This window comes from Desulfovirgula thermocuniculi DSM 16036 (assembly GCF_000429345.1).
Classification (GTDB): Bacteria; Bacillota; Desulfotomaculia; order Desulfotomaculales; family Desulfovirgulaceae; genus Desulfovirgula; species Desulfovirgula thermocuniculi.
Genome location: NZ_AUBR01000039.1, coordinates 1 through 16,602, shown reverse-complemented (window position 1 = coordinate 16,602; position 16,602 = coordinate 1). Strand labels below are relative to the sequence as shown.

Genomic DNA, 16,602 nt, shown 5'->3' with positions numbered 1-16,602 from the left:
AAATCTCAATCAGGCCGGCCCCCAGACCAGGCATTCGCCTCCTTTCGGATACTTGATTTGCCCTCCGAGGGGTAAGGCGACAGGGGGCCTAGGCCCGGGAGTCCCACCCGGAGCCCGGACAGGGCGGTCCCCCGCCCTCCTGCTCCGGCCCCAACCCGCACGGACTCAGCGGGGTGCCTGTAGCACCCGCGGGCCGGGTTGCCCCGGAACAGAGGCAGCTGCCGTCCGGGCCGCTCTGTTAGAGACGCCTACCGGCTTGTCCGATACCGGCTAAACGGGGTCACCGCAGTGCTAGGGCCAGTTCCCTGAAGTCGTGCCAGACGGAGTAAAACACCTCCTGCTGCTCCAAAGTGAGCCCGTTGTGTGTTGTCATCTTCCGGTCCAGCCGCTTCAAGAGAGCCCCAACCCTGCGGGTCATCCCTTCTCCTTCCCTCGGCTTATCAGGACTGACCTTTTGGGCCAGGTTTTCCTTAATCTGGGCTACAAGTTGCTTGAGTTCCCGCGTCACGTGCTCCCGATAACCCATTGCCCGGCGGCCTATGACCAGCGCTGCTGCGCAGTGCACTGAAACCGCGTAACGCCTCATGTACTTCCAGTACCCGATGGTGGATGTGTGCCGTGGAGGCACAAGTCTAAAGGGCACCCCCTCTTTGACTGCCCTCCGGCATATTGCCTCCACCACCTTTGCAAAGGGAAAGTTGGAAGCCATGCGGTTAAACTTCCTGTTCGTGTCCAAGCGGTCCTTGCCAAAGTCCAGATCTTCCAGGGATATGGGTTTGCCCAGGAAAAGGGCCACATCAACGACTACCTTGGCCAGGACACCTATCAGGTAGTCCCGCCGAAAACCTGAAACATAGGCCAGGTCGGGTATCCTGATGTAAAGAAAACCGTTGGGGTAAGTGATGACCTGAAACTCTCCTTCATACTTGCCCAGGTTGCCCGGATAGGGAATGCTGAAATCTTCCGGCCAGAGTTCCGGCTGGCCACTGGCATCGACATTGCACAAAGCCACGCCGTCGGGGTTCGTGTCCAGAGCAAGGCAGCCCTCCGCAAAGTCAGGCTCCGGCACCTCACCCAAATCAAACGTCAGATGGACCAGATAGCACCCTTGGGGAGTGCGTATCAGTTCCACCGTGTAGGGCAGCTTTGCGGCCAGCCATATCCGTACCAAATCCCGGTGCTTCTCCGGTAGCCAGAGCTTGCCTTCCACCCTCGGAGCTCTCGTCATCTTCGGGCGACCAAGGGCATCCAAACCCACCTGCTCCGAAAGGTGTGATACGGTCACCGCTAACCGGAACTCCCCGTCCCGGAAGAATACCTTCATGTTCGGGTTGCCGCCTTTGGTTTCGTCCCCACGGGCATAGAGCCGGTTTTTGCGGGCTGCCCGCCACTCCTCACGCGTGGCCCGGCCTTTGCAGATCCTCCTCCAGAGTTTCCTGCCGCCGAAGACCACCTTGGGTATGGCGCCGCTTCTGCGGTAAGCCTCCAGCTCTGCCAGCCTCCCCTCCAAGGAGGCCACGCGCATCTGGCGGCCCTTGACTACAAGGCGCAAATTCTCCAGTTCAGCAGGGGCAGCACCCTTCTTTTCGGCCTTCGCCAGCTTGGTGGCGGCCAGGCCGAGCTTCTTCCTGGCACGGCCTAATTTCGCCTCCGTCTCTTCAATCTCTAGCACTAGAAGCTCCCTCTGGGAGTCCAGCAGGGCCTGCGCTTTCAACCGCGCATCGTCCACGTACCGGGAGTTCAGCCCGAAAAGCTCCTGGCCACGCTTCTTGATCTCGTCGCGGGATACGCCTTCCAGGAGCCGGTTGAAGGCCCACCGCACGCAGGAGCAGAAAAGCCGCATCTCCGTCACCAGCGGGTCCTCTTCCCCACGGCTCCATCTAGAAGAACGGAAAGCCGGGTAGCTCTCCGGAAAGAACTCCCCACACACGGTCACGCTAAACTTGTTCTTTGTGCTCTCTTTCCGCATCCTCGATCAGCTCCCGGAAACCCTGCCGGACTTTCCTGCCGCCCCTGGCGCCGTACAGCCGGGCCGAAAAAGAAGTCACGATGGCCAGCAGGTCCTGCACCAGTTCCGCATGGGCGTCCTCCGGCTCTTTTTGTGACGTGACTTCTATCTCCACGCCGCGGTACTTCAAGTGCCGCTCCAGATAGGCGTACCCGAAGCGCGCCAGCCGGTCGGGGTACTCGATGAGCAGCTTCTTGAACTCGCCTCGCTCGGCCGCTTTTAGTACCCGTTCCAAACCCCGGCGGTTCTGGTTGAGGCCAGAGGCTACGTCGGAATGCTCGGCTACCACCCGGTAGCCTCTCTCCCTGGCATAAGCCCGCAGCCTCTCCAGCTGCCGCTCCAAGTTTCCCGCATCGGCTTGTTTTTTGGTGGATACCCGGGCATAGAGGACAACCGTGTCCGGCTCTGCCTTTATCCCCCCTGTGCCCAGAATGCGGTTGATCTCCTCTACCGGGTACCTCCGGTGGCCGCTGGGAAGCCGCACGGGTTTAATTAACCCCTGCTTCTCCCACGCCTTGAGGCGGTTCGGGTGTACGCCTAAACGCTTTGCCGCTTCTCCAATGGATAAGAGTTCCATGCTTCTATGGTAGCAAAACTATATGATTCAGTCAATTATAGTGCGTTTATTCGTAGCTGCTGCAAACCTCCTCCACCTGCGGGAACCCTTCCTGCACCTGTCGCGCTTGGACTTAACCCTGTCTATCTCCTCATCGAAGTACTTGTTCACCTTGTTGACAGACGAATCAATGACGATTATTCTCCCGCAGTTGTCGGCCCCGGTGAGGGAGGTCTTCACACCGGGATCAAAGACAACGATTTTCAAGGGCCGCACGGCTTCTACCTTCTGCGGCTTCACTTCGTAAACCAGGTTGGCATAGAAATTCCCCGTCTTCTTGTCAAAGGTAATGGGGAGGCTGTGGACTCTTTCCGGCAGCTTGCGGTAGCCGATAATCTGGATGGCCTCTTTGCGCCACCGGTACCTCACCTTTCCCTCCCTGTCGGTGTACGGTTCCATTCCCCCGGAGAGGACAAGTTTGCCGTCTTTAATGGCAAACCCGCTCTGGACGTAGCAAAGCGTGAAGAAGCGCTTGGAGCTCTTGAACCGCGGCGGGCGGGCAGTTTCTTCCTGGCCGTTTGCGCGCTGGCTCTTTAGCCGCCCGAAGAAAGAGTTGAAGTTTTTCTGCACCAGCCGCAGCACTTCTTGAGCCACCAGGCTGTAGAGCACTCTGAACTCCGGGAAGGCCTCTTTAAGCTCCACCAGCTGGGCGTTTTGTTGTGCGTAGTTGATGCCCGACCTGGTGTAGTGGTAGCGCAACCAGTGCCAGCGGCGCTGTTCCAGGGCCAGGTTGTAAAGCCTGGTTGCCGCACGGCTCATCTCCCACAGCCAGTTTCTCTGCCCTTCCGTAGGTCCCAGGAGAACTCTCTCGGTCATCAGCATAGCACGACCTCACCTCCTGTTCCGTTAATTTGAACCTCTTCCTTATTATTGTAGCAAGGGTACCACAGGTTTAAAAAACTTTGTGCTTCGGGCTTGCGCCCGGTGAGGGGGTCCGTGTATCCCCTCAATGAATTGAGGGGGATTACAGCCCCCTCACACTCCCCCAATTTTCTAAAATAGTGGTTTTGTTGCCGGTGAAAACAGAAGTAAGGTAAAATAAACTCAAAAATGGGTGTTTTCAAAAGGAGTGGTAGAATGAATCCGGCAGCAACTGCCGCCGCAGGGGCAGTCTACACTTACGAGGATTACCGCAAGCTCCCCGAAGGATCACCCTACCAGCTGATAGGGGGAAAGCTGGTAATGACACCCGCGCCTTCACCGTACCACCAGATTGTGGCCGCTAATTTGGGATTCTTGCTCATGAAACACTGCCGAGAAAACAACCTCGGTCTGGTCCTTTTTTCTCCCGTTGATGTATATTTAGAAGAAACCGAGACTTACCAACCGGACGTTATTTTTATTACTAAAGAACGGAAGAGCATAGTGCATAAAGAAAAAATTAACGGAGCGCCCGACCTCGTGGTAGAGGTTCTTTCTCCCCATACTGCTTACTACGACCTGCGCAAGAAGTTCCGGGCCTACGAGAGGCACGGGGTAAAAGAATACTGGATAGTAGACCCCGAGGAGGAAAGCGTCGAGATATTCGTCCTGCGGGAAGGTGGGTTTCACCTGGATCAAAGAGAAGAAAAAGAGGGACGCGTTTACTCCCGGGTGGCCGAGGGCTTTAGCGTGGCCGTGGAAGAGATCTTTGCGGGGAGGCTTGATTAGCCCTGCCTTTTAAGGGGTGAATTTACTTTGACCAGGCGTAGGGGAAAAGTGCCCGAAACCGAAACGGTTGCGGCAATTGCTGCTAAATACCTGGAAGAACAGCCCGACGTGCTGGCGGCCTACCTGTTTGGCTCCCTGGCCCGGGGCCGGGGACGTGCGGGCAGCGATGTGGACATAGCTGTGCTTTTTGCCCCTTCGCTCAGCGAAAAAACGGCCCGTTTTGAGCGCCGCCTGGAAATGGAACTGGCCCTGGAGGAGAGGCTCGGCCTGCCGGCGCAGGTAGTGGATCTTGAGGCAGCCTCCCCAGAGCTCCAGCACCAGGTGCGCCTGCACGGGCGACTGCTGGTAGACAAGGACAGGAACCGGCGCGTGGCCTTTGAGGTGCGCGCCCGGCGGAACTACCTGGACATGGAATACTACCGCCGCCGGCGCATGGAAATAGCCTTTAAAAGGGCGGGAATTTAGGATGGTAGACCGGCAGCTGTTGGAAGAGAAAGTGAGACTGCTGGCCGAGTATATTGCCGATCTCGAAGAACAGGCCGGCATAACCTTAGAACAGCTAAAACAAAGCAAAATGCTCAGGCGCTATGTCGAGCGAACCCTTCACCTTGCCGTGGAGTCGTGCCTGGATATCGGTAACCACCTCATTGCTGCTCTGGGACTGCGCGAGCCGCGGGATTATAAAGACATCATGGCCGTCCTGGTAGAGGCCGGTTACCTTCCTGTGGAAAAGCTTGAAGCCCTGAAAAAAATGGCCCGGTTCCGGAACGTCATCGTCCACGATTATGCCCGAATAGAGCCTGAGATCCTCTACAGTATTTTAAATATTTTAAAAAAGAACTTGGATGACCTGCGCCTCTTTGCCCGCATGGTTAAGGAGCGTTTTTTGGGTATCTAGCTCACTCGTACACCAGCTTTCTAAATTCCGGAGCATTTTTCACGGGATTGAAATCGGCCTCCGTTTTGGCGTGCTCCTTGGTGCGGGGATCAAGCTCAATGGCCCGTTTTAAATTTTCTACGCACAGGGGGACGTTCTTTAGGCGCCCGTAAATGCTGGCCTTGCCGTAGTAGCTCCAGGGGTTTGTGGGATTTAGGGCCAGGGCGCGGTCGTAGTTGGCCAGGGCTTCTTCGTAGGAGCCCGCCAGCTCATAGGTGAGGGCCTTATTGAAGTAGGCGTCTTCGTAGTCGGGCTTTAGGGCAATGGCCCGGTCCAGTGCGGATATGGCCTGCCGGTAGTCCCCTTTAAAGGCCAGGGCCGCTCCCTTGTAGCTGTAGGCCTGGTGACAGGCGGGATCGATGGCGATAGCCTGGTCGAAAATTTTTATGGCTTCGTCGTAGCGCCGGGCCTTGTAAGCCGCATAGCCCTGCCAAAAGAGCTGGAGGGCTTTTTCTTTGGCCGGGTCCTGCGCAGGTGCGGTTTCCCCTACTTGCTGTCCGGGCACCCCCGGAGCCCCCTGCCCTGCGGGGCCTTTACCTTTCTCCCGGTAGAGCGCCCAGCCGATGCCGAGGATCACCATAAGGCAGACAACCAGGGCCAAAATACGCCGCAAAGGAGCCTCACCCCTCCTTCTTTTCTAAGGCCTTTTCTAGGGCCCGCACGAGCCGCAGGGTCATGGCGGCGAATTCTGCCCGCGTGGCCGGCTCAAACGGCCGGAAAGTTTTGTCCGGATACCCGGCCACGAGCCCCCTGGCCAGGGCCGCACCTAATGCCCGCCTCGCCCAGGAGGGTACTGCCGCGGCATCCGTAAAGGTAAGCTCCGCCGGGGTCACAGGACCGAGCCTTTTATCCGCCGCCCGCGCCAGTAAAGCAGCCAGTTCCGCCCGGGTGGCAACGGCGCCTGCCTCCAGGAGGGGGGTTCCCGCAGAGGCGGTGCCCTGCAACAGGCCCTCCCTCACGGCGGCGGCCAGCTCTGCCGCGGCCCAAGGCGGTACCTCCCCGGCATCGGCGTAGCCGCGGCGGGCCAGGTAGGAGATACCCGCCGGGTCGGGCGCGATGCCGAGCGCCCTGGCCAGCACCACTGCCGCCTCGGCGCGGGTGATTGCCCTGTCGGGGGCAAAGACCCCGCCCGGGTAGCCGCTCACCAGGCCCTTTTCCGCCAGGGCAACAACGGCCTCCTGCGCCCAGTGGCCTTGGAGGTCGTTGAAGATAGGAGCCGGACCCGGTTCCGCCTTTTCCCCTCCCGTGGTTTGGCCGGCGGCCTTGCCCGGCATACTGCCGTCCCCGGCAGGCTTTCCGGCGCCAGCAGGCGGTGGGCCGGTGTCCCCGCCGCCGTCACTTTCCCAGGCCCCGGAATCGCCGCCTCCTCCGTTGCTTCCACTTTCACCGCTGCCGGTGTCACTGCTGCCTCCCCCGGTGCCCCCGTTCCCGCCGCCCGTGCCGTTGCCGCTACCTCCTCCGGGATTTCCGCTCTCACTGCCTCTGTCGCCGCCGTTTCCGCCGCCATCTCCGCCTTCGCTGCCTGCGCTGCCCGGGCCGCCGCCATCTGCTTGGCCGCTTCCCCCTTCCCCGGAGCCGCCTTCACTCCCGTTACCGCCGCCATTACCGGGGGCACCGCTTTCGCCGCCGGTACTTTCTCCGGAGGCACCGCCTTCACCGCCGGCACTCCCGGAGTTCCCGCTCTCGGCCCCGCCCTCGCCGCCAGAGTTTCCGGAGCTTCCACTACTGCCGCCTCCCCCGCTCTCTCCGGCGCCGCCGCTGCCATTACTTTCGCTAGAGCCACCGTCTTCCCCACCGCCCGTGTCGCTGCCGCTGCTCCCTCCGGGGCTCCCGCTTCCTCCGGCCCCGGCCTGGTTGCCTCCGTTTGGCGGGGGCGCGGCCACGGTAAAGTTAAGGAGGAAGGCGGCTGTCGGCTGGCCGGCCAGGTCCTCCAGTGCCCCGGCGGGCAGCTCCAGGACGTAGGCAGCGCCGCCTTCCAGGGGCGCCGACGGAATTATGTAAAAGGCCGTGTCTTCCAGCCGGTACGTGTAGGCCACCGTGCTTTGCGGGGTGCCGCTCCGGTACAGGCTTATTTCCGGAAACTTTGCCCCCGGGCGTACGGGTTCGCTGAAGAAAACGGCAATCGTCTGCCCGGGCGATACGTCCACGGCGCCGTTTTGCGGGTCGGTGGAGGTGACTTCCGGCGGCACGGCATCCCGGGCGACGGCCAAAAGGGATTCCCCGGTGGCCCGGGAGGAAACGCGTGCCAGCACCGTGCTCCCGCCGCCGATTACCGGCTCACCGCAGGGCGTGCCGTAGTCCTGCAGGCCGTAGGACCAGATTAAATCACCGCCGGGGCCCAGGGCGTAGAGGCCGGTTCCCTGGAAAAAGAATATGTTGCCGCCGGCATCCACCGCCGGAGAAGAGGCGGCGCCGGTTTCTGCCGGCTCCCGCGTCCAGGCGACCGCCCCGGTGACGGGGTCGAGGGCGATGAGCCTGCCGCCCTGGGTGGCGGCGTAAACCGTGCCGCCCGGGCCGAGGGTCACCGGCTTAAGGGGTGCGGTGGCGTTAAAGACCCATTTCACCCCCCAATCGCCGGTGCGTACCGCGCTGACCGTGGTCACGTTGGGCAGCGTGCAGTAGGCAATACCGCCGTCGCGGCTCAAAGCAGCGGTGACCTCCTCCCCGCTCCCGGAAGAAGGGCCGGCAAAGGCGTAGCTTTTGAGGGGAGCACCGTTGCCGGCGGAAAGGACGTACAGGCGCCCCAAGTGCGTGACGAAGACCACCCTACCCCCGGCAACGGCAGGGGAGGAGTGGTTTTCGTGCAGGTAAGCGATGTCTTTAAAGTTCCAGACCGTGCTCCCGCTTGCGGCTACCTTCCACACCCCGTAAATGGTGGGCACAAAGATGCCCTCTTCTGTGGCGGTGGGGCTAGCGGTCACCGGCAAGGGGCTGCCGCCGGGAGAGGGATAGGGCGGGCTCAACACCGACCACCGCTCCTCCCCGGTGGCAGCATCAAGGCAGGCCAGGCCGCAGGCGCTTCCCGCGCCTTGCCTGCCGCTCCAGGCAACATAGAGCGCGCCCGCGTGCCAGGCGGGGCTGCCGACGACTGTGGGGCCCAGGTCTGCCGCCCACCTCACGGCGCCGCTCCCGCCGTCCAGCGCGTAAACCGCCCCGGAAGTGGTGGCCGCGTACACCGTGCCGTCCGGGCCCACCACGGGGTCGCCGCTGAAATTTCCCGCCTCAAGGGTAAAGCACCAGAGGAGGAAAGGGCTGCCGGCAGGGCCGTCTGCCGGCGAGCGGCGGTCCTTAAAGGCGTTTGCCCCGGCCGTCGGCCATGAGGCTTCCTGCGCCGCCGCCGGGGAAAGGGCGGCCAAAAGCAACAGCACGAGCACTGCCCCTACGAAGGCCGGTGCCGGGGACTTCAAGCTCTTCACCCGGTACAGCCTCCTTTTAATTCGCCGTGGGCAAAGACCTTTAACCCCCGCGGCTCCAGCACCTTGAAGAGCGGGCGGCCGAAAATGAAGAGCTCGTATTCTTCGGCCAGCCCGACCTCCCTTGTGGCCAGGAGGCGGATGGCCAGGTCCCGCCGGAGCAGTTCACGCAAGGCGGCCAGCGCTTCTGCCTCCTCGCCCTTTGTGCTTAGCCTCGCCCATAGCTCCTCCACCTTTTGGTAGGAGCACTCCTGCTCGTGCAGCTCAATGAGCTCCAGCACGGGATCGCCGGGGTTGATGAGGTCGGCGCGAACCAGGAGGTCCCTGCCGGCCACTTCCGCCAGCTCCGCGGGGTCCCAGCACTTTAGGAGGCGGCACTCCAGGAAGCGGTGCTCGTATATGGTGCAGGAAGAGGTTTTCTCGTCGTACAGGCAGCAGGTCCACTCCCCTCCCCTTCCCCGCACCTTGATCATTTCCTGCGGTGAGGGCCTTACCGCTTCCGCAAAGGGGTCGAATACCGGCTCGCCGGCCCTGATGGTTACCAGGTGCCGGTGACCGACGTGCCCGGCCAGGAGAATGGCTATGTCTTCGCGGTGAAGCGCAGGGCCGCCCGCGCGGCAGCAGGTGCCGCAGCGTGTGCAGTGGTCGCGCGGAGGCCTTTTAATGAGAGGGATTTGCAAGATAGCGGCACCTCACTTTATAGGAGCCTCGTCCCCGCGGGCCCGCCACCCGTCCACCAGGGGCCGCACCAGGTCCAGGGGCAGGGGGAAGACGATGGTACTGTTGTTGTTGGTGGCAATCTCCCGCAGGGTCTGCAGGTAGCGCAGCTGTACGGTGATGGGCTCGCGGGCAATGATGCGCGCCGCTTCGGCCAGCTTTTCGGCCGCCTGGAGCTCGCCCTCGGCGTGGATGATCTTGGCCCGCCGCTCCCGCTCGGCTTCGGCCTGGGCGGCCATGGCCCGCTGCATGGCCGAAGGCAGCTCCACGTCTCTGACCTCCACCAGGCTCACCTTTACGCCCCACGGCTCAGTGCCCTCGTCGATGATCTGCTGCAGCCGCTGGTTGATGGCCTCCCGGTTGGCCAGGAGCTCGTCCAGCTCCGATTGACCCAGCACGCTGCGCAGGGTGGTTTGGGCCAGCTGGGAGGTGGCGTAGACCGGGTCCACCACCTTGATGACTGCGTCCACCGGGTTAACGATGCGGAAGTACACCACCGCGTTGACCTTCACCGTCACGTTGTCGCGGGTGATCACCTCCTGCGAGGGCACGTCCATGGTCACCACCCGCAGGTCGACCTTGCGCATGCGCTCGATGAAGGGAATGAGTAAGAAGAGCCCCGGCCCGCGGGCCCCCACGCAGCGGCCCAGCCGGAAGATGACCCCCCGCTCGTACTCCTGCACAATGCGCACGGAGGAAGCCAGCAGGAACAGGGCCAGGAAAAATAAAAAAGTAAAGAAGCTGAAGAACATTAGACCCGCTCCCTTCGCCGTATTTGGTTATTATTTTCCCGCTACTTCAGCACGCCGATTTCCCGCTGCAGTTCGGTGTTGACCCAGATGCCGTCAAATCCGGTGGGGTCCGGGTCGGCCACCGCCACGTAAATCCACTTCCCGCGCACCTGGGTCACCACACCGTCAAAGCCGCTGTCCTCGCCGTCGCGCCGGATGAAGACGCGCTTGCCGTCCAAGATTTCCGGGAAGTCCATTTTCACCCAGCTCCTTTCCGGGGAGGCTTACTGCTTTCTGGCCCTGCCTGCCAGGTAGAAGACCAGGAGCCCCAGCAGGCACAGCAGGAGCAGCCACGCGAGCAGCCGCGGGGCAAAGAAGTGGTAGCCCCACGGCGTCCACAGGTAGTGAGGGAGGAAGAAAAAGCGCAGGAAAAAGGGCAGGCCCCAGTAGTAATCGTGATAATATTCCGGCGGGCGCGGGGCGGGGCCCGAAACGGTTACCGGCGGCTTCCCCGGGTGGGCGGTTCTCCCCAGGTCCGGCACGCCGCTGCCGCCGTACGAGCTGCGGCCCGTCTCAAAGGACTCCCGGCCTGTGGCATAGCCCTGCCTTTCCGTGCGGTAGTCCCGGTACATGGCCGGCGGGGTGGCCTGGCGCGGCGTGGAAAAGCTCTCCCTGCCGGTGGAGAAGCTCTCGCGGGAGGGGGCGGCGGCACCGTTCTTGGAAGCAGTGCCGGAAAGGAAGTCCCTGCCGCCGGAAGGCGCGCCTGGCGCCGGCGCGGCGGGCCGGGAAGAAAAGCTGCGCCCCCCGGTGGAATAGCCGCTGCCGGAGGAGAAGCCCTTGCCGGAAGAAAAGCCCGATCTTCCCCCGGAGGAGAAGCCCTTGGCCGTCGCCGGGTAGGCCGCCGCCATGCACAGCAGGAGAAAAAGGAGGATGAAAGATACCAGCCGGTACACGCACCGCCGTCCCGCCACCAGAAACCACATCCCGTTGTCCGTTAGTTGCCGCACGCGCAGTTCCCGGCGCAGTGCTTTGACGCCCCTGCCCCGGGTTAATTCTTCTTAAGCTCCTCCTTCAGCCTGGCCAACTCCTCTTCCACGCTTTTCTGCCGGGCCGCCTTTTCCAGCTGCGCGAACTCATCTTCCAGGGAACTGCCCAGGGAGAGGGTGCCCGCCCGGGCCTCCGCCTCCAGCCGCTCCACCTTTTCCCGCATGCGGTCGAAGTCGGCCAGCGCGCTTGTGCCGGCCACCTGCTGCACCGCCTCGCTGGCCTCCTTCAGGGCCTCGGCGCGGCGCTTCCTGATAACCAGCTGGTCCCGCTCCTCCTTGGCGCGCCGCAGCTTTTCCTCCAGCAGGCGGTAGTTTTCCCGCAGCTCGGCCACCACCTTTTGTTGCTCGGCCAGCTGGGCGCGGTAGCTCTCCAGGTTGAGCTGCGCTTCCTGCTTGCGCTCCAGGGCCACCCGCGCCAGGTCGTCGCGGCCCTGCTGCACGGCAACTTTCGCCTGGGCGGCCCAGGAGGCGATCTCCTTCTCGGTGGATTCGATCTTACGCCGCAGGGTCAGCTCGTCGGCCACCGCGCGGTTAACCTGCACGTTGAACTCCTTGAGCTCTTCCGCGGCCCGCTCGATGTACAGGTTGAGCATCTTTTCCGGGTCCTCGGCTCTATTGATGAGGTCCGTAATGTTGGCCTCCAGCAGGTCCTTTAACCGCTTGAAAAGCTTTACCAAATTGCCAACCCCCTCGTTTGTTTTCCGGCCAGGGGAACTACGCGATGCTCGCGCCTACCAGGAGGCTTAAGGCAAGGGAAAAGGCCGCCGAAAGCAACCCCACGGCCACGTTTCCCTCGGCAATGGCCTTGTTGACGTCCAGGCGCGGCGTCAGCCATTCAAAGGCCAGGTAGGCCAGCATCAGGAGGCCCACCCCGATGAGCCCCCAGAGCACCGTGTCCACCACCCCGCTGTTGGTGTGCACGGCCACGCGCATGATATTGGCCGCGCCGACGACCTTGCCGCCCAGGGCGAGGGCCGCCGCGGCATTCCCCCGGGCGATTTCCGCCCAATCGTCGTACTTCGTCACCCTGGTGAAGACGAAGACGGCCAAAAGGACGATGAGTGCCGATACCAGCAGGCAGGCAATGCTCGACTCCAGCTGGCCGAGCAGCACAGTCTCGCACCCCCTTTGCAAAGGGCACCGGGTCGGGCCCCGGCGCTCATGCCGCCGCTAGCCCTGCGGCGTTTTGCGCCGCACCACTAGGCGCAGGCCCTCCACGTCAGTTACCACCAGCCTCTCCCCTGCCCTGGCCGACCCCTCCTCCAGCCGGGCCTGCCAGTACTCGCCGGCCACGAAAACCAGCCCCTCCGGCGCCAGGTCCGTCCTGGCCAGCGCCTCCCGGCCCACCAGGTCCGCCGTGCCGGTCTGCACCGGCCTCTTCTGCCCGCGGACCGCCGCCGTGACCAGAAGGGCCATGAGGCCGGCCAGGGTTACGGTGGTGGCCGCCACCAGCCCCGTGCTCACGCGCATCCCGCCGGGGTGGGTGCTGAAAAGAAGCAGGGAGCCGAAGAAGAAGGAGAGCACCCCGCCCGTCCCCAGGATGCCGTGGGTGGTCACAAAGGCCTCGGCAATTAAAAAGCCCAGGCCCAAAAGGATGAGCATCAGGCCGACCCAGTAGGCGTCCAGGGTGCCCAGGCTGTAGAGTCCCAGGAGCAGGGCAATGCTCCCCAGCACGCCGGGGAAGATGAGGCCGGGGTGGTAGATCTCTACCATGATGCCGGCCATGCCGATGGTCACCAGCAGGTAGGCCACGTCCGGGTTGAGGATGGCCCACAGGAAGCGCTCCGGCCAGGTGGGCGCGAGTTCCGTAATCCGCGCGCCGGCAAGCTCCAGCTGCAGGCCCGTGCCGCCGGCCAGGGTAACCTGCCTTCCGGAAAGCTGGCAGCAGAGCTCTCCCTCGTCGCCGGCCACCAGGTCCACCAGGCGGTGGGAGAGGGCTTCCTCGGCGGAAAAGGAGCGGCTTTTGGTGACCATCTCCTCGGCCAGGGCCGCGTTGCGCCCGCGCAGTTCGGCCAGGGAGCGCATCCAGGCGGCGGCGTCGGCGGTGATCTTCTCCGCCGGCACGTTCTTTTCCTCCTCGCCGCCCAGGGCCACCGGGTGGGCGGCGCCGAGGCGGGTCCCCGGGGCCATGGCCGCGCAGTGGGCGGAAAGGGTGATGAAGGCGCCGGCGGAAGCCGCCCAGCTGCCGGGAGGGCTCACGTAGACGATCACCGGTACCCTGGCGTTGACGATTTTAGTCACTATTTCCTGCGTCACGCCGTACAGGCCGCCGGGCGTGCTGAGCCTGATGAGGCAGGGCACGCCGCGCCTTTCCGCCTCGGCTATGCCGCGTCCGATATAGTGGGCCGCCGCGGGAACAATGGGTCCTTTAACCGTCAGGGCCAGCACTTCCGGCCCGGCAGAGGTCCCGGCTCCGGCCGGGGGCACCTGCGCGCCCAGGGCAAGGGCAAAGGCCAGCAGCAATAGCAGGGCTGTTCCTTTACACTTGCGAAGTAACCGGTATGCCATCACGCTCACTATCTCCCTTTATCTTCCAGGTACCTGACCACATGCTCGCAAAAGGAAACAAAATCACCCAGCCGCGTATGCAGGATCTCGTAGAGCTCTTCCGGCGTAACTTTATTATACTCGTGAATAAGGCGGTTCCGGTAGCCGGCCATACCCATAATTTTATTAGCAAAATCTGCCGGCAATATTTTCCCTTTTTCTAGCTTCTCAATTATGGAGCGGTAATCTTGGGGAATGCCCAGGCCGGATTTAACGACCAGGTGCCGCCCCAAATCAAAAAGCGCCTCCAGGGCGCGCCGCAGCCTGTTTTCGGCAATATCGACAGCGTCCTCGTTTTGCAGGAATTCCTGGCGCGGCAACTCTGCCAAGCGGTTGAGCCTTTTGACTGCGCTTTGTATAATGGCCATTCTTTCTGTAATAAGCTTCTGGTTATACAAGAAAACTGCCCTCCTTTATGGCCTCAAAAAGCTCCTGCTGCGCCTTTCGCAGGTGATAGCGGTAGTCATGGTACAGGCCGGTAGTCATGTATTCAAAGTCCGTACGGGCCTCCTCATCGGCGCAGTAGATTACTTTCCCAGTACTGATGATCTCAAAGGCTAATGGCAGAGGAGCAAGGTTCAACACCAGGAGGTCCACCTCGCGGGGGCCAAATAACCTGCTCAGCTCCGGGTAGAGGCTAAAATAAAGCTCGGTTGTGCTGCCGGCCGGCGGCTTCAATAAAACCGCCAGGTCCACATCCCGGGCCACCTGCGGGTCCTCTAAATACGAACCGAAAAGGTATACGGCCACCACCTGAGGGCAGGCAGAAAAAATTTTTTTTAGCCTCTCGATATTCACCTGGCAGTCTCCTTCCCTGAAAGCCCCAAAGCGCCTCTTTTTTATGTACCAGAATTATACTATAATTTAACTACGCAGTCCTACTTGGAAGTAAGCATTTGGGTGAGGCTTTTATGAAAAAGAAGCGGTTTCATTTAAACATAGACTTAATTACCACAAAGGCTGCCGATATAGAAAAAGCCGTTGCCCTTCTGGATGAAATTGGCCAAACTCCAAAGGAATCTTTCTTAAGCGACCCCATACTTATTTCCGGAGCGAAATACCAGCTAATTTTAGCCATTGAGGCTGCCCAGAACATCTGCAATCACCTGGCGGCAAGGGTTGCTAAGGAAGTTCCGTCAAGCTATGCCGACTGTTTTCGCATCCTGGGTAGAGAAAAGATTATCTCCGTAAAGCTGGCCGAAAAACTGGTTTCCATGGCCAGGTTTCGCAACCTTCTGGTGCACCACTACGCCAAGGTAGATGACGCCATCGTATACGGCATTATAAAGGCCGGTACAGCAGATCTCCTGGATTATATAAAAGAGATTAAAGCCTTTGTGGATGCAGCTTCTTTGGAGGAGCAGAAAAAATGAAAGAGAGGAAGCGCCACCTGACTTCGGCAGAGAAAAGAAGAATAAAAGCCATTTTAAAGCGGGAGCTGTCCAAGCGTCCGGAAATCTTCTTTGCCTACCTGCACGGTTCTTTTCTCCTGCCCGTACCCTGCGGGGATGTGGACGTAGCCGTGTACCTGGGAAAAGACGCTACTGACCTGGGTACATGGGAATATGAAGCAGAGTTGGGCGCTTCCTTAGAGCCGCTGGCAGGCATGCCGGTGGACGTGCTGGTGCTCAACCGTGCCCCTGTAGCTCTGCGCTATCACGCCACGCGGGGCCAGGTTCTGTACAGCAGGGACGAAGAGACCCGTTTTACCTTCCTTGAAAACACCTGGCGGGAATATTTTGATTACCAGCCCTTACTGAGAGCTTTTCTGGAGGATCTGGTAGGCTCTAGCGGCGAATCAGCTCCCGCAAAAAATCCGTAAAGGCACGGCAGTCATTGGCCCAGAGCTCTTTAAGGCGAAGGGCCTTTTTAACCACCAGTTCCACCTTTTCGGGTTCCAGATCCATATCGTAGGCGTGCCGGAAAAAGTGCCGGAAGGAGCGCAGGTCGTTGAGGCAGCGGAACGTCTCTTCGCCGATTAGTGCCGGCCTTAAACCTTCCAGGGAAAGCCTCATCCTTTCCAAAAGCATTCCTGTAATCGAGAGTAGTGGGCGTTGAGGGAAAGAAAAAATCCTGGTATGGTGTAAGTGGCAAGACCAAAACCACCAATACCAGGAGGGATCAGCCATGTACAATCCCCTTTCCCAGAAGCTGGCTATGATTACACCCGAAACCTTAATCGTGGGTGTAGACATAGCCAAGCACACCCACTACGCCCAAATGGTTAACTTCCGGGGGGAGGGACTGCACAAGCCGTTCCCATTCCAGAATACCATATCCGGCATTGGTGATCTAGTCCAGCAAATTAAAGCAGTCCAATCTAAGCACGGGCTATCCACAGTGTTGGTGGCCATGGAACCTACCGGCCATTACTGGATCCCCCTAGCTCGTGCCTTAGAAAAGCAGGGGTTTACGGTAGTCCTGGTCAACCCGCACCACGTCAAAAAAGCCAAGGAACTGGACGACAACTCGCCGACTAAGCGGGATGACAAAGACGCCGGAGTGATTGCCCGCCTGGCCAGAGATGGGCGCTTCGTCATCCCGAACATTCCACAAGGCGTCATTGCCGAGATCCGCCGTCTCGTTAACTTCCGGGAGCAGCTAAACAAAGAGAAGCAGCAAACCGAGGCCCAAATTAACATTATCGTGGACCTGTACTTTCCGGAATTTCGGGAAGTTTTTGGGTCTGTTAAAGGCAATGCAGCCATGGCGGCCTTGAAAAGTTTCCCCTTTCCGGCCGATATTGTGGCAAGGTCGGTGGAAGAAATAGCTGCTGTTTTAAGACAGGCCACCCATAACCGCATTGGGCAAAGACATGCCGAGCTTTTAAAAGAAAAGGCCAGTACCTCCATAGGCATAAGGGAGGGGGCAGAAGCAGCCAGGATGGAGCTTCAATACCACCTCCGCAGGATGAAGGAAATTCTTGCGCAGAGCGAA

Annotated in this window: 21 protein-coding genes; 6 read left to right on the top strand and 15 right to left on the bottom strand. The window is 60.9% G+C overall.

The annotated features are described in order from the left end of the window. Positions 1–280: 280 nt before the first annotated feature. Genes G454_RS0109845 through G454_RS18630 form a run of 3 tightly spaced genes read right to left on the bottom strand, consistent with a single transcriptional unit; the run spans position 281 to position 3,446 of the window. The gene (locus tag G454_RS0109845) at positions 281–1,969 is read right to left on the bottom strand and encodes an IS200/IS605 family element transposase accessory protein TnpB (RefSeq protein ID WP_027718489.1); all 1,689 of its coding nucleotides are present in this window, start codon (positions 1,967–1,969) and stop codon (positions 281–283) included. Next, on the bottom strand, positions 1,938–2,585 hold the full coding sequence (locus tag G454_RS0109840; protein ID WP_027718488.1) for an IS607 family transposase: 648 nt from the start codon (positions 2,583–2,585) through the stop codon (positions 1,938–1,940). Before G454_RS0109840 ends, G454_RS0109845 begins: the two co-directional genes overlap by 32 nt. A 27-nt stretch (positions 2,586–2,612) precedes the next feature. Continuing rightward, complete coding sequence (locus tag G454_RS18630) at positions 2,613–3,446, bottom strand: RNA-guided endonuclease InsQ/TnpB family protein (protein ID WP_211230034.1); 834 nt, start codon at positions 3,444–3,446, stop codon at positions 2,613–2,615. Positions 3,447–3,701: 255 nt separating this feature from the next. On the opposite strand from G454_RS18630, the gene G454_RS0109830 reads away from it, so the two are divergent. The 3 genes from G454_RS0109830 to hepT (G454_RS0109820) are packed head-to-tail and all read left to right on the top strand — an operon-like array spanning position 3,702 to position 5,172. After that, entirely contained in the window at positions 3,702–4,274 is a 573-nt protein-coding gene (locus tag G454_RS0109830; protein ID WP_027718487.1) for a Uma2 family endonuclease, read from the top strand. Between the two features lie 48 nt (positions 4,275–4,322). Then, a complete protein-coding gene (gene mntA, locus G454_RS18625; RefSeq protein ID WP_169719341.1) occupies positions 4,323–4,739 on the top strand; it encodes a type VII toxin-antitoxin system MntA family adenylyltransferase antitoxin in 417 nt (138 codons plus the stop codon). 1 nt (position 4,740) lies between these two features. After that, positions 4,741–5,172: a type VII toxin-antitoxin system HepT family RNase toxin gene (gene hepT / locus G454_RS0109820; protein ID WP_027718486.1), complete on the top strand. Its 432-nt coding sequence runs from the start codon at positions 4,741–4,743 to the stop codon at positions 5,170–5,172. A gap of 1 nt (position 5,173) precedes the next feature. On the opposite strand, the gene G454_RS18620 is transcribed toward hepT (G454_RS0109820), so the two are convergent. From G454_RS18620 to mntA (G454_RS0109765), 11 genes are read right to left on the bottom strand one after another with little or no spacing between them, the layout of a single operon-like run. Next, the gene (locus tag G454_RS18620; protein ID WP_051276188.1) at positions 5,174–5,824 is read right to left on the bottom strand and encodes a TPR end-of-group domain-containing protein; all 651 of its coding nucleotides are present in this window, start codon (positions 5,822–5,824) and stop codon (positions 5,174–5,176) included. A gap of 7 nt (positions 5,825–5,831) precedes the next feature. Beyond that, positions 5,832–8,627: an S-layer homology domain-containing protein gene (locus G454_RS20405; protein ID WP_051276186.1), complete on the bottom strand. Its 2,796-nt coding sequence runs from the start codon at positions 8,625–8,627 to the stop codon at positions 5,832–5,834. Beyond that, positions 8,624–9,304, bottom strand: coding sequence for a YkgJ family cysteine cluster protein (locus tag G454_RS18610; RefSeq protein ID WP_211230033.1), 681 nt, complete (start codon positions 9,302–9,304; stop codon positions 8,624–8,626). Before G454_RS18610 ends, G454_RS20405 begins: the two co-directional genes overlap by 4 nt. 12 nt (positions 9,305–9,316) lie before the next feature. Beyond that, positions 9,317–10,093 (bottom strand): slipin family protein, encoded by a 777-nt coding sequence (locus G454_RS0109800; protein ID WP_027718485.1) that lies wholly within the window; start codon positions 10,091–10,093, stop codon positions 9,317–9,319. A 41-nt stretch (positions 10,094–10,134) separates the two neighbouring features. Continuing rightward, entirely contained in the window at positions 10,135–10,329 is a 195-nt protein-coding gene (locus G454_RS0109795) for a hypothetical protein (RefSeq protein ID WP_156896727.1), read from the bottom strand. A 27-nt stretch (positions 10,330–10,356) separates the two neighbouring features. Beyond that, positions 10,357–11,079: a hypothetical protein gene (locus tag G454_RS0109790; RefSeq protein WP_156896726.1), complete on the bottom strand. Its 723-nt coding sequence runs from the start codon at positions 11,077–11,079 to the stop codon at positions 10,357–10,359. Positions 11,080–11,120: 41 nt separating this feature from the next. Next, the gene (locus G454_RS0109785; RefSeq protein WP_027718482.1) at positions 11,121–11,795 is read right to left on the bottom strand and encodes a PspA/IM30 family protein; all 675 of its coding nucleotides are present in this window, start codon (positions 11,793–11,795) and stop codon (positions 11,121–11,123) included. Positions 11,796–11,832: 37 nt separating this feature from the next. After that, positions 11,833–12,231 carry a DUF350 domain-containing protein gene (locus G454_RS0109780; RefSeq protein WP_211230032.1) on the bottom strand — a complete coding sequence of 133 codons (399 nt, stop codon included), beginning with the start codon at positions 12,229–12,231 and terminating at the stop codon, positions 11,833–11,835. Positions 12,232–12,288: 57 nt separating this feature from the next. Further along, positions 12,289–13,626, bottom strand: coding sequence for an NfeD family protein (locus G454_RS0109775; protein WP_035107582.1), 1,338 nt, complete (start codon positions 13,624–13,626; stop codon positions 12,289–12,291). A gap of 8 nt (positions 13,627–13,634) precedes the next feature. Continuing rightward, a complete protein-coding gene (hepT, locus tag G454_RS0109770; protein WP_245574369.1) occupies positions 13,635–14,033 on the bottom strand; it encodes a type VII toxin-antitoxin system HepT family RNase toxin in 399 nt (132 codons plus the stop codon). Positions 14,034–14,055: 22 nt separating this feature from the next. After that, entirely contained in the window at positions 14,056–14,463 is a 408-nt protein-coding gene (gene mntA / locus G454_RS0109765) for a type VII toxin-antitoxin system MntA family adenylyltransferase antitoxin (protein WP_027718478.1), read from the bottom strand. Between the two features lie 113 nt (positions 14,464–14,576). Here mntA (G454_RS0109765) and hepT (G454_RS0109760) point away from each other — a divergent pair, with 113 nt between their 5' ends. Together hepT (G454_RS0109760) and G454_RS0109755 are read left to right on the top strand one after the other, a co-directional pair. Continuing rightward, positions 14,577–15,038, top strand: a complete 462-nt coding sequence (hepT, locus tag G454_RS0109760) for a type VII toxin-antitoxin system HepT family RNase toxin (protein ID WP_035107577.1) — start codon at positions 14,577–14,579, stop codon at positions 15,036–15,038. Next, positions 15,035–15,487 (top strand): nucleotidyltransferase domain-containing protein, encoded by a 453-nt coding sequence (locus tag G454_RS0109755; protein ID WP_027718476.1) that lies wholly within the window; start codon positions 15,035–15,037, stop codon positions 15,485–15,487. The genes hepT (G454_RS0109760) and G454_RS0109755 overlap by 4 nt, the downstream gene beginning before the upstream one ends. Here the strand turns inward: G454_RS0109755 and G454_RS18605 are convergent. Further along, entirely contained in the window at positions 15,453–15,680 is a 228-nt protein-coding gene (locus tag G454_RS18605; RefSeq protein WP_342669563.1) for a ribonuclease toxin HepT-like protein, read from the bottom strand. The two genes, G454_RS0109755 and G454_RS18605, sit on opposite strands and share 35 nt — an antisense overlap. A 112-nt stretch (positions 15,681–15,792) precedes the next feature. Between G454_RS18605 and G454_RS0109745 the strand changes: the two genes are divergently transcribed. After that, the coding region (locus G454_RS0109745; RefSeq protein WP_027718475.1) for an IS110 family transposase at positions 15,793–16,602 on the top strand (810 nt) is incomplete at its 3' end.

What these genes read in the sequence shown, in the direction of transcription:
- G454_RS18605 (WP_342669563.1), bottom strand. Translation starts at nt 15,680, where the DNA reads ATGAGGCTTTCCCTGGAAGGTTTAAGGCCGGCACTAATCGGCGAAGAG.
- hepT (WP_027718486.1), top strand. Translation starts at nt 4,741, where the DNA reads ATGGTAGACCGGCAGCTGTTGGAAGAGAAAGTGAGACTGCTGGCCGAG.
- G454_RS0109755 (WP_027718476.1), top strand. Translation starts at nt 15,035, where the DNA reads ATGAAAGAGAGGAAGCGCCACCTGACTTCGGCAGAGAAAAGAAGAATA.
- G454_RS0109845 (WP_027718489.1), bottom strand. Translation starts at nt 1,969, where the DNA reads ATGCGGAAAGAGAGCACAAAGAACAAGTTTAGCGTGACCGTGTGTGGG.
- G454_RS0109795 (WP_156896727.1), bottom strand. Translation starts at nt 10,329, where the DNA reads ATGGACTTCCCGGAAATCTTGGACGGCAAGCGCGTCTTCATCCGGCGC.
- G454_RS18630 (WP_211230034.1), bottom strand. Translation starts at nt 3,446, where the DNA reads ATGCTGATGACCGAGAGAGTTCTCCTGGGACCTACGGAAGGGCAGAGA.
- G454_RS0109800 (WP_027718485.1), bottom strand. Translation starts at nt 10,093, where the DNA reads ATGTTCTTCAGCTTCTTTACTTTTTTATTTTTCCTGGCCCTGTTCCTG.
- G454_RS0109775 (WP_035107582.1), bottom strand. Translation starts at nt 13,626, where the DNA reads ATGGCATACCGGTTACTTCGCAAGTGTAAAGGAACAGCCCTGCTATTG.
- hepT (WP_245574369.1), bottom strand. Translation starts at nt 14,033, where the DNA reads ATGGCCATTATACAAAGCGCAGTCAAAAGGCTCAACCGCTTGGCAGAG.
- G454_RS0109840 (WP_027718488.1), bottom strand. Translation starts at nt 2,585, where the DNA reads ATGGAACTCTTATCCATTGGAGAAGCGGCAAAGCGTTTAGGCGTACAC.
- G454_RS0109830 (WP_027718487.1), top strand. Translation starts at nt 3,702, where the DNA reads ATGAATCCGGCAGCAACTGCCGCCGCAGGGGCAGTCTACACTTACGAG.
- hepT (WP_035107577.1), top strand. Translation starts at nt 14,577, where the DNA reads ATGAAAAAGAAGCGGTTTCATTTAAACATAGACTTAATTACCACAAAG.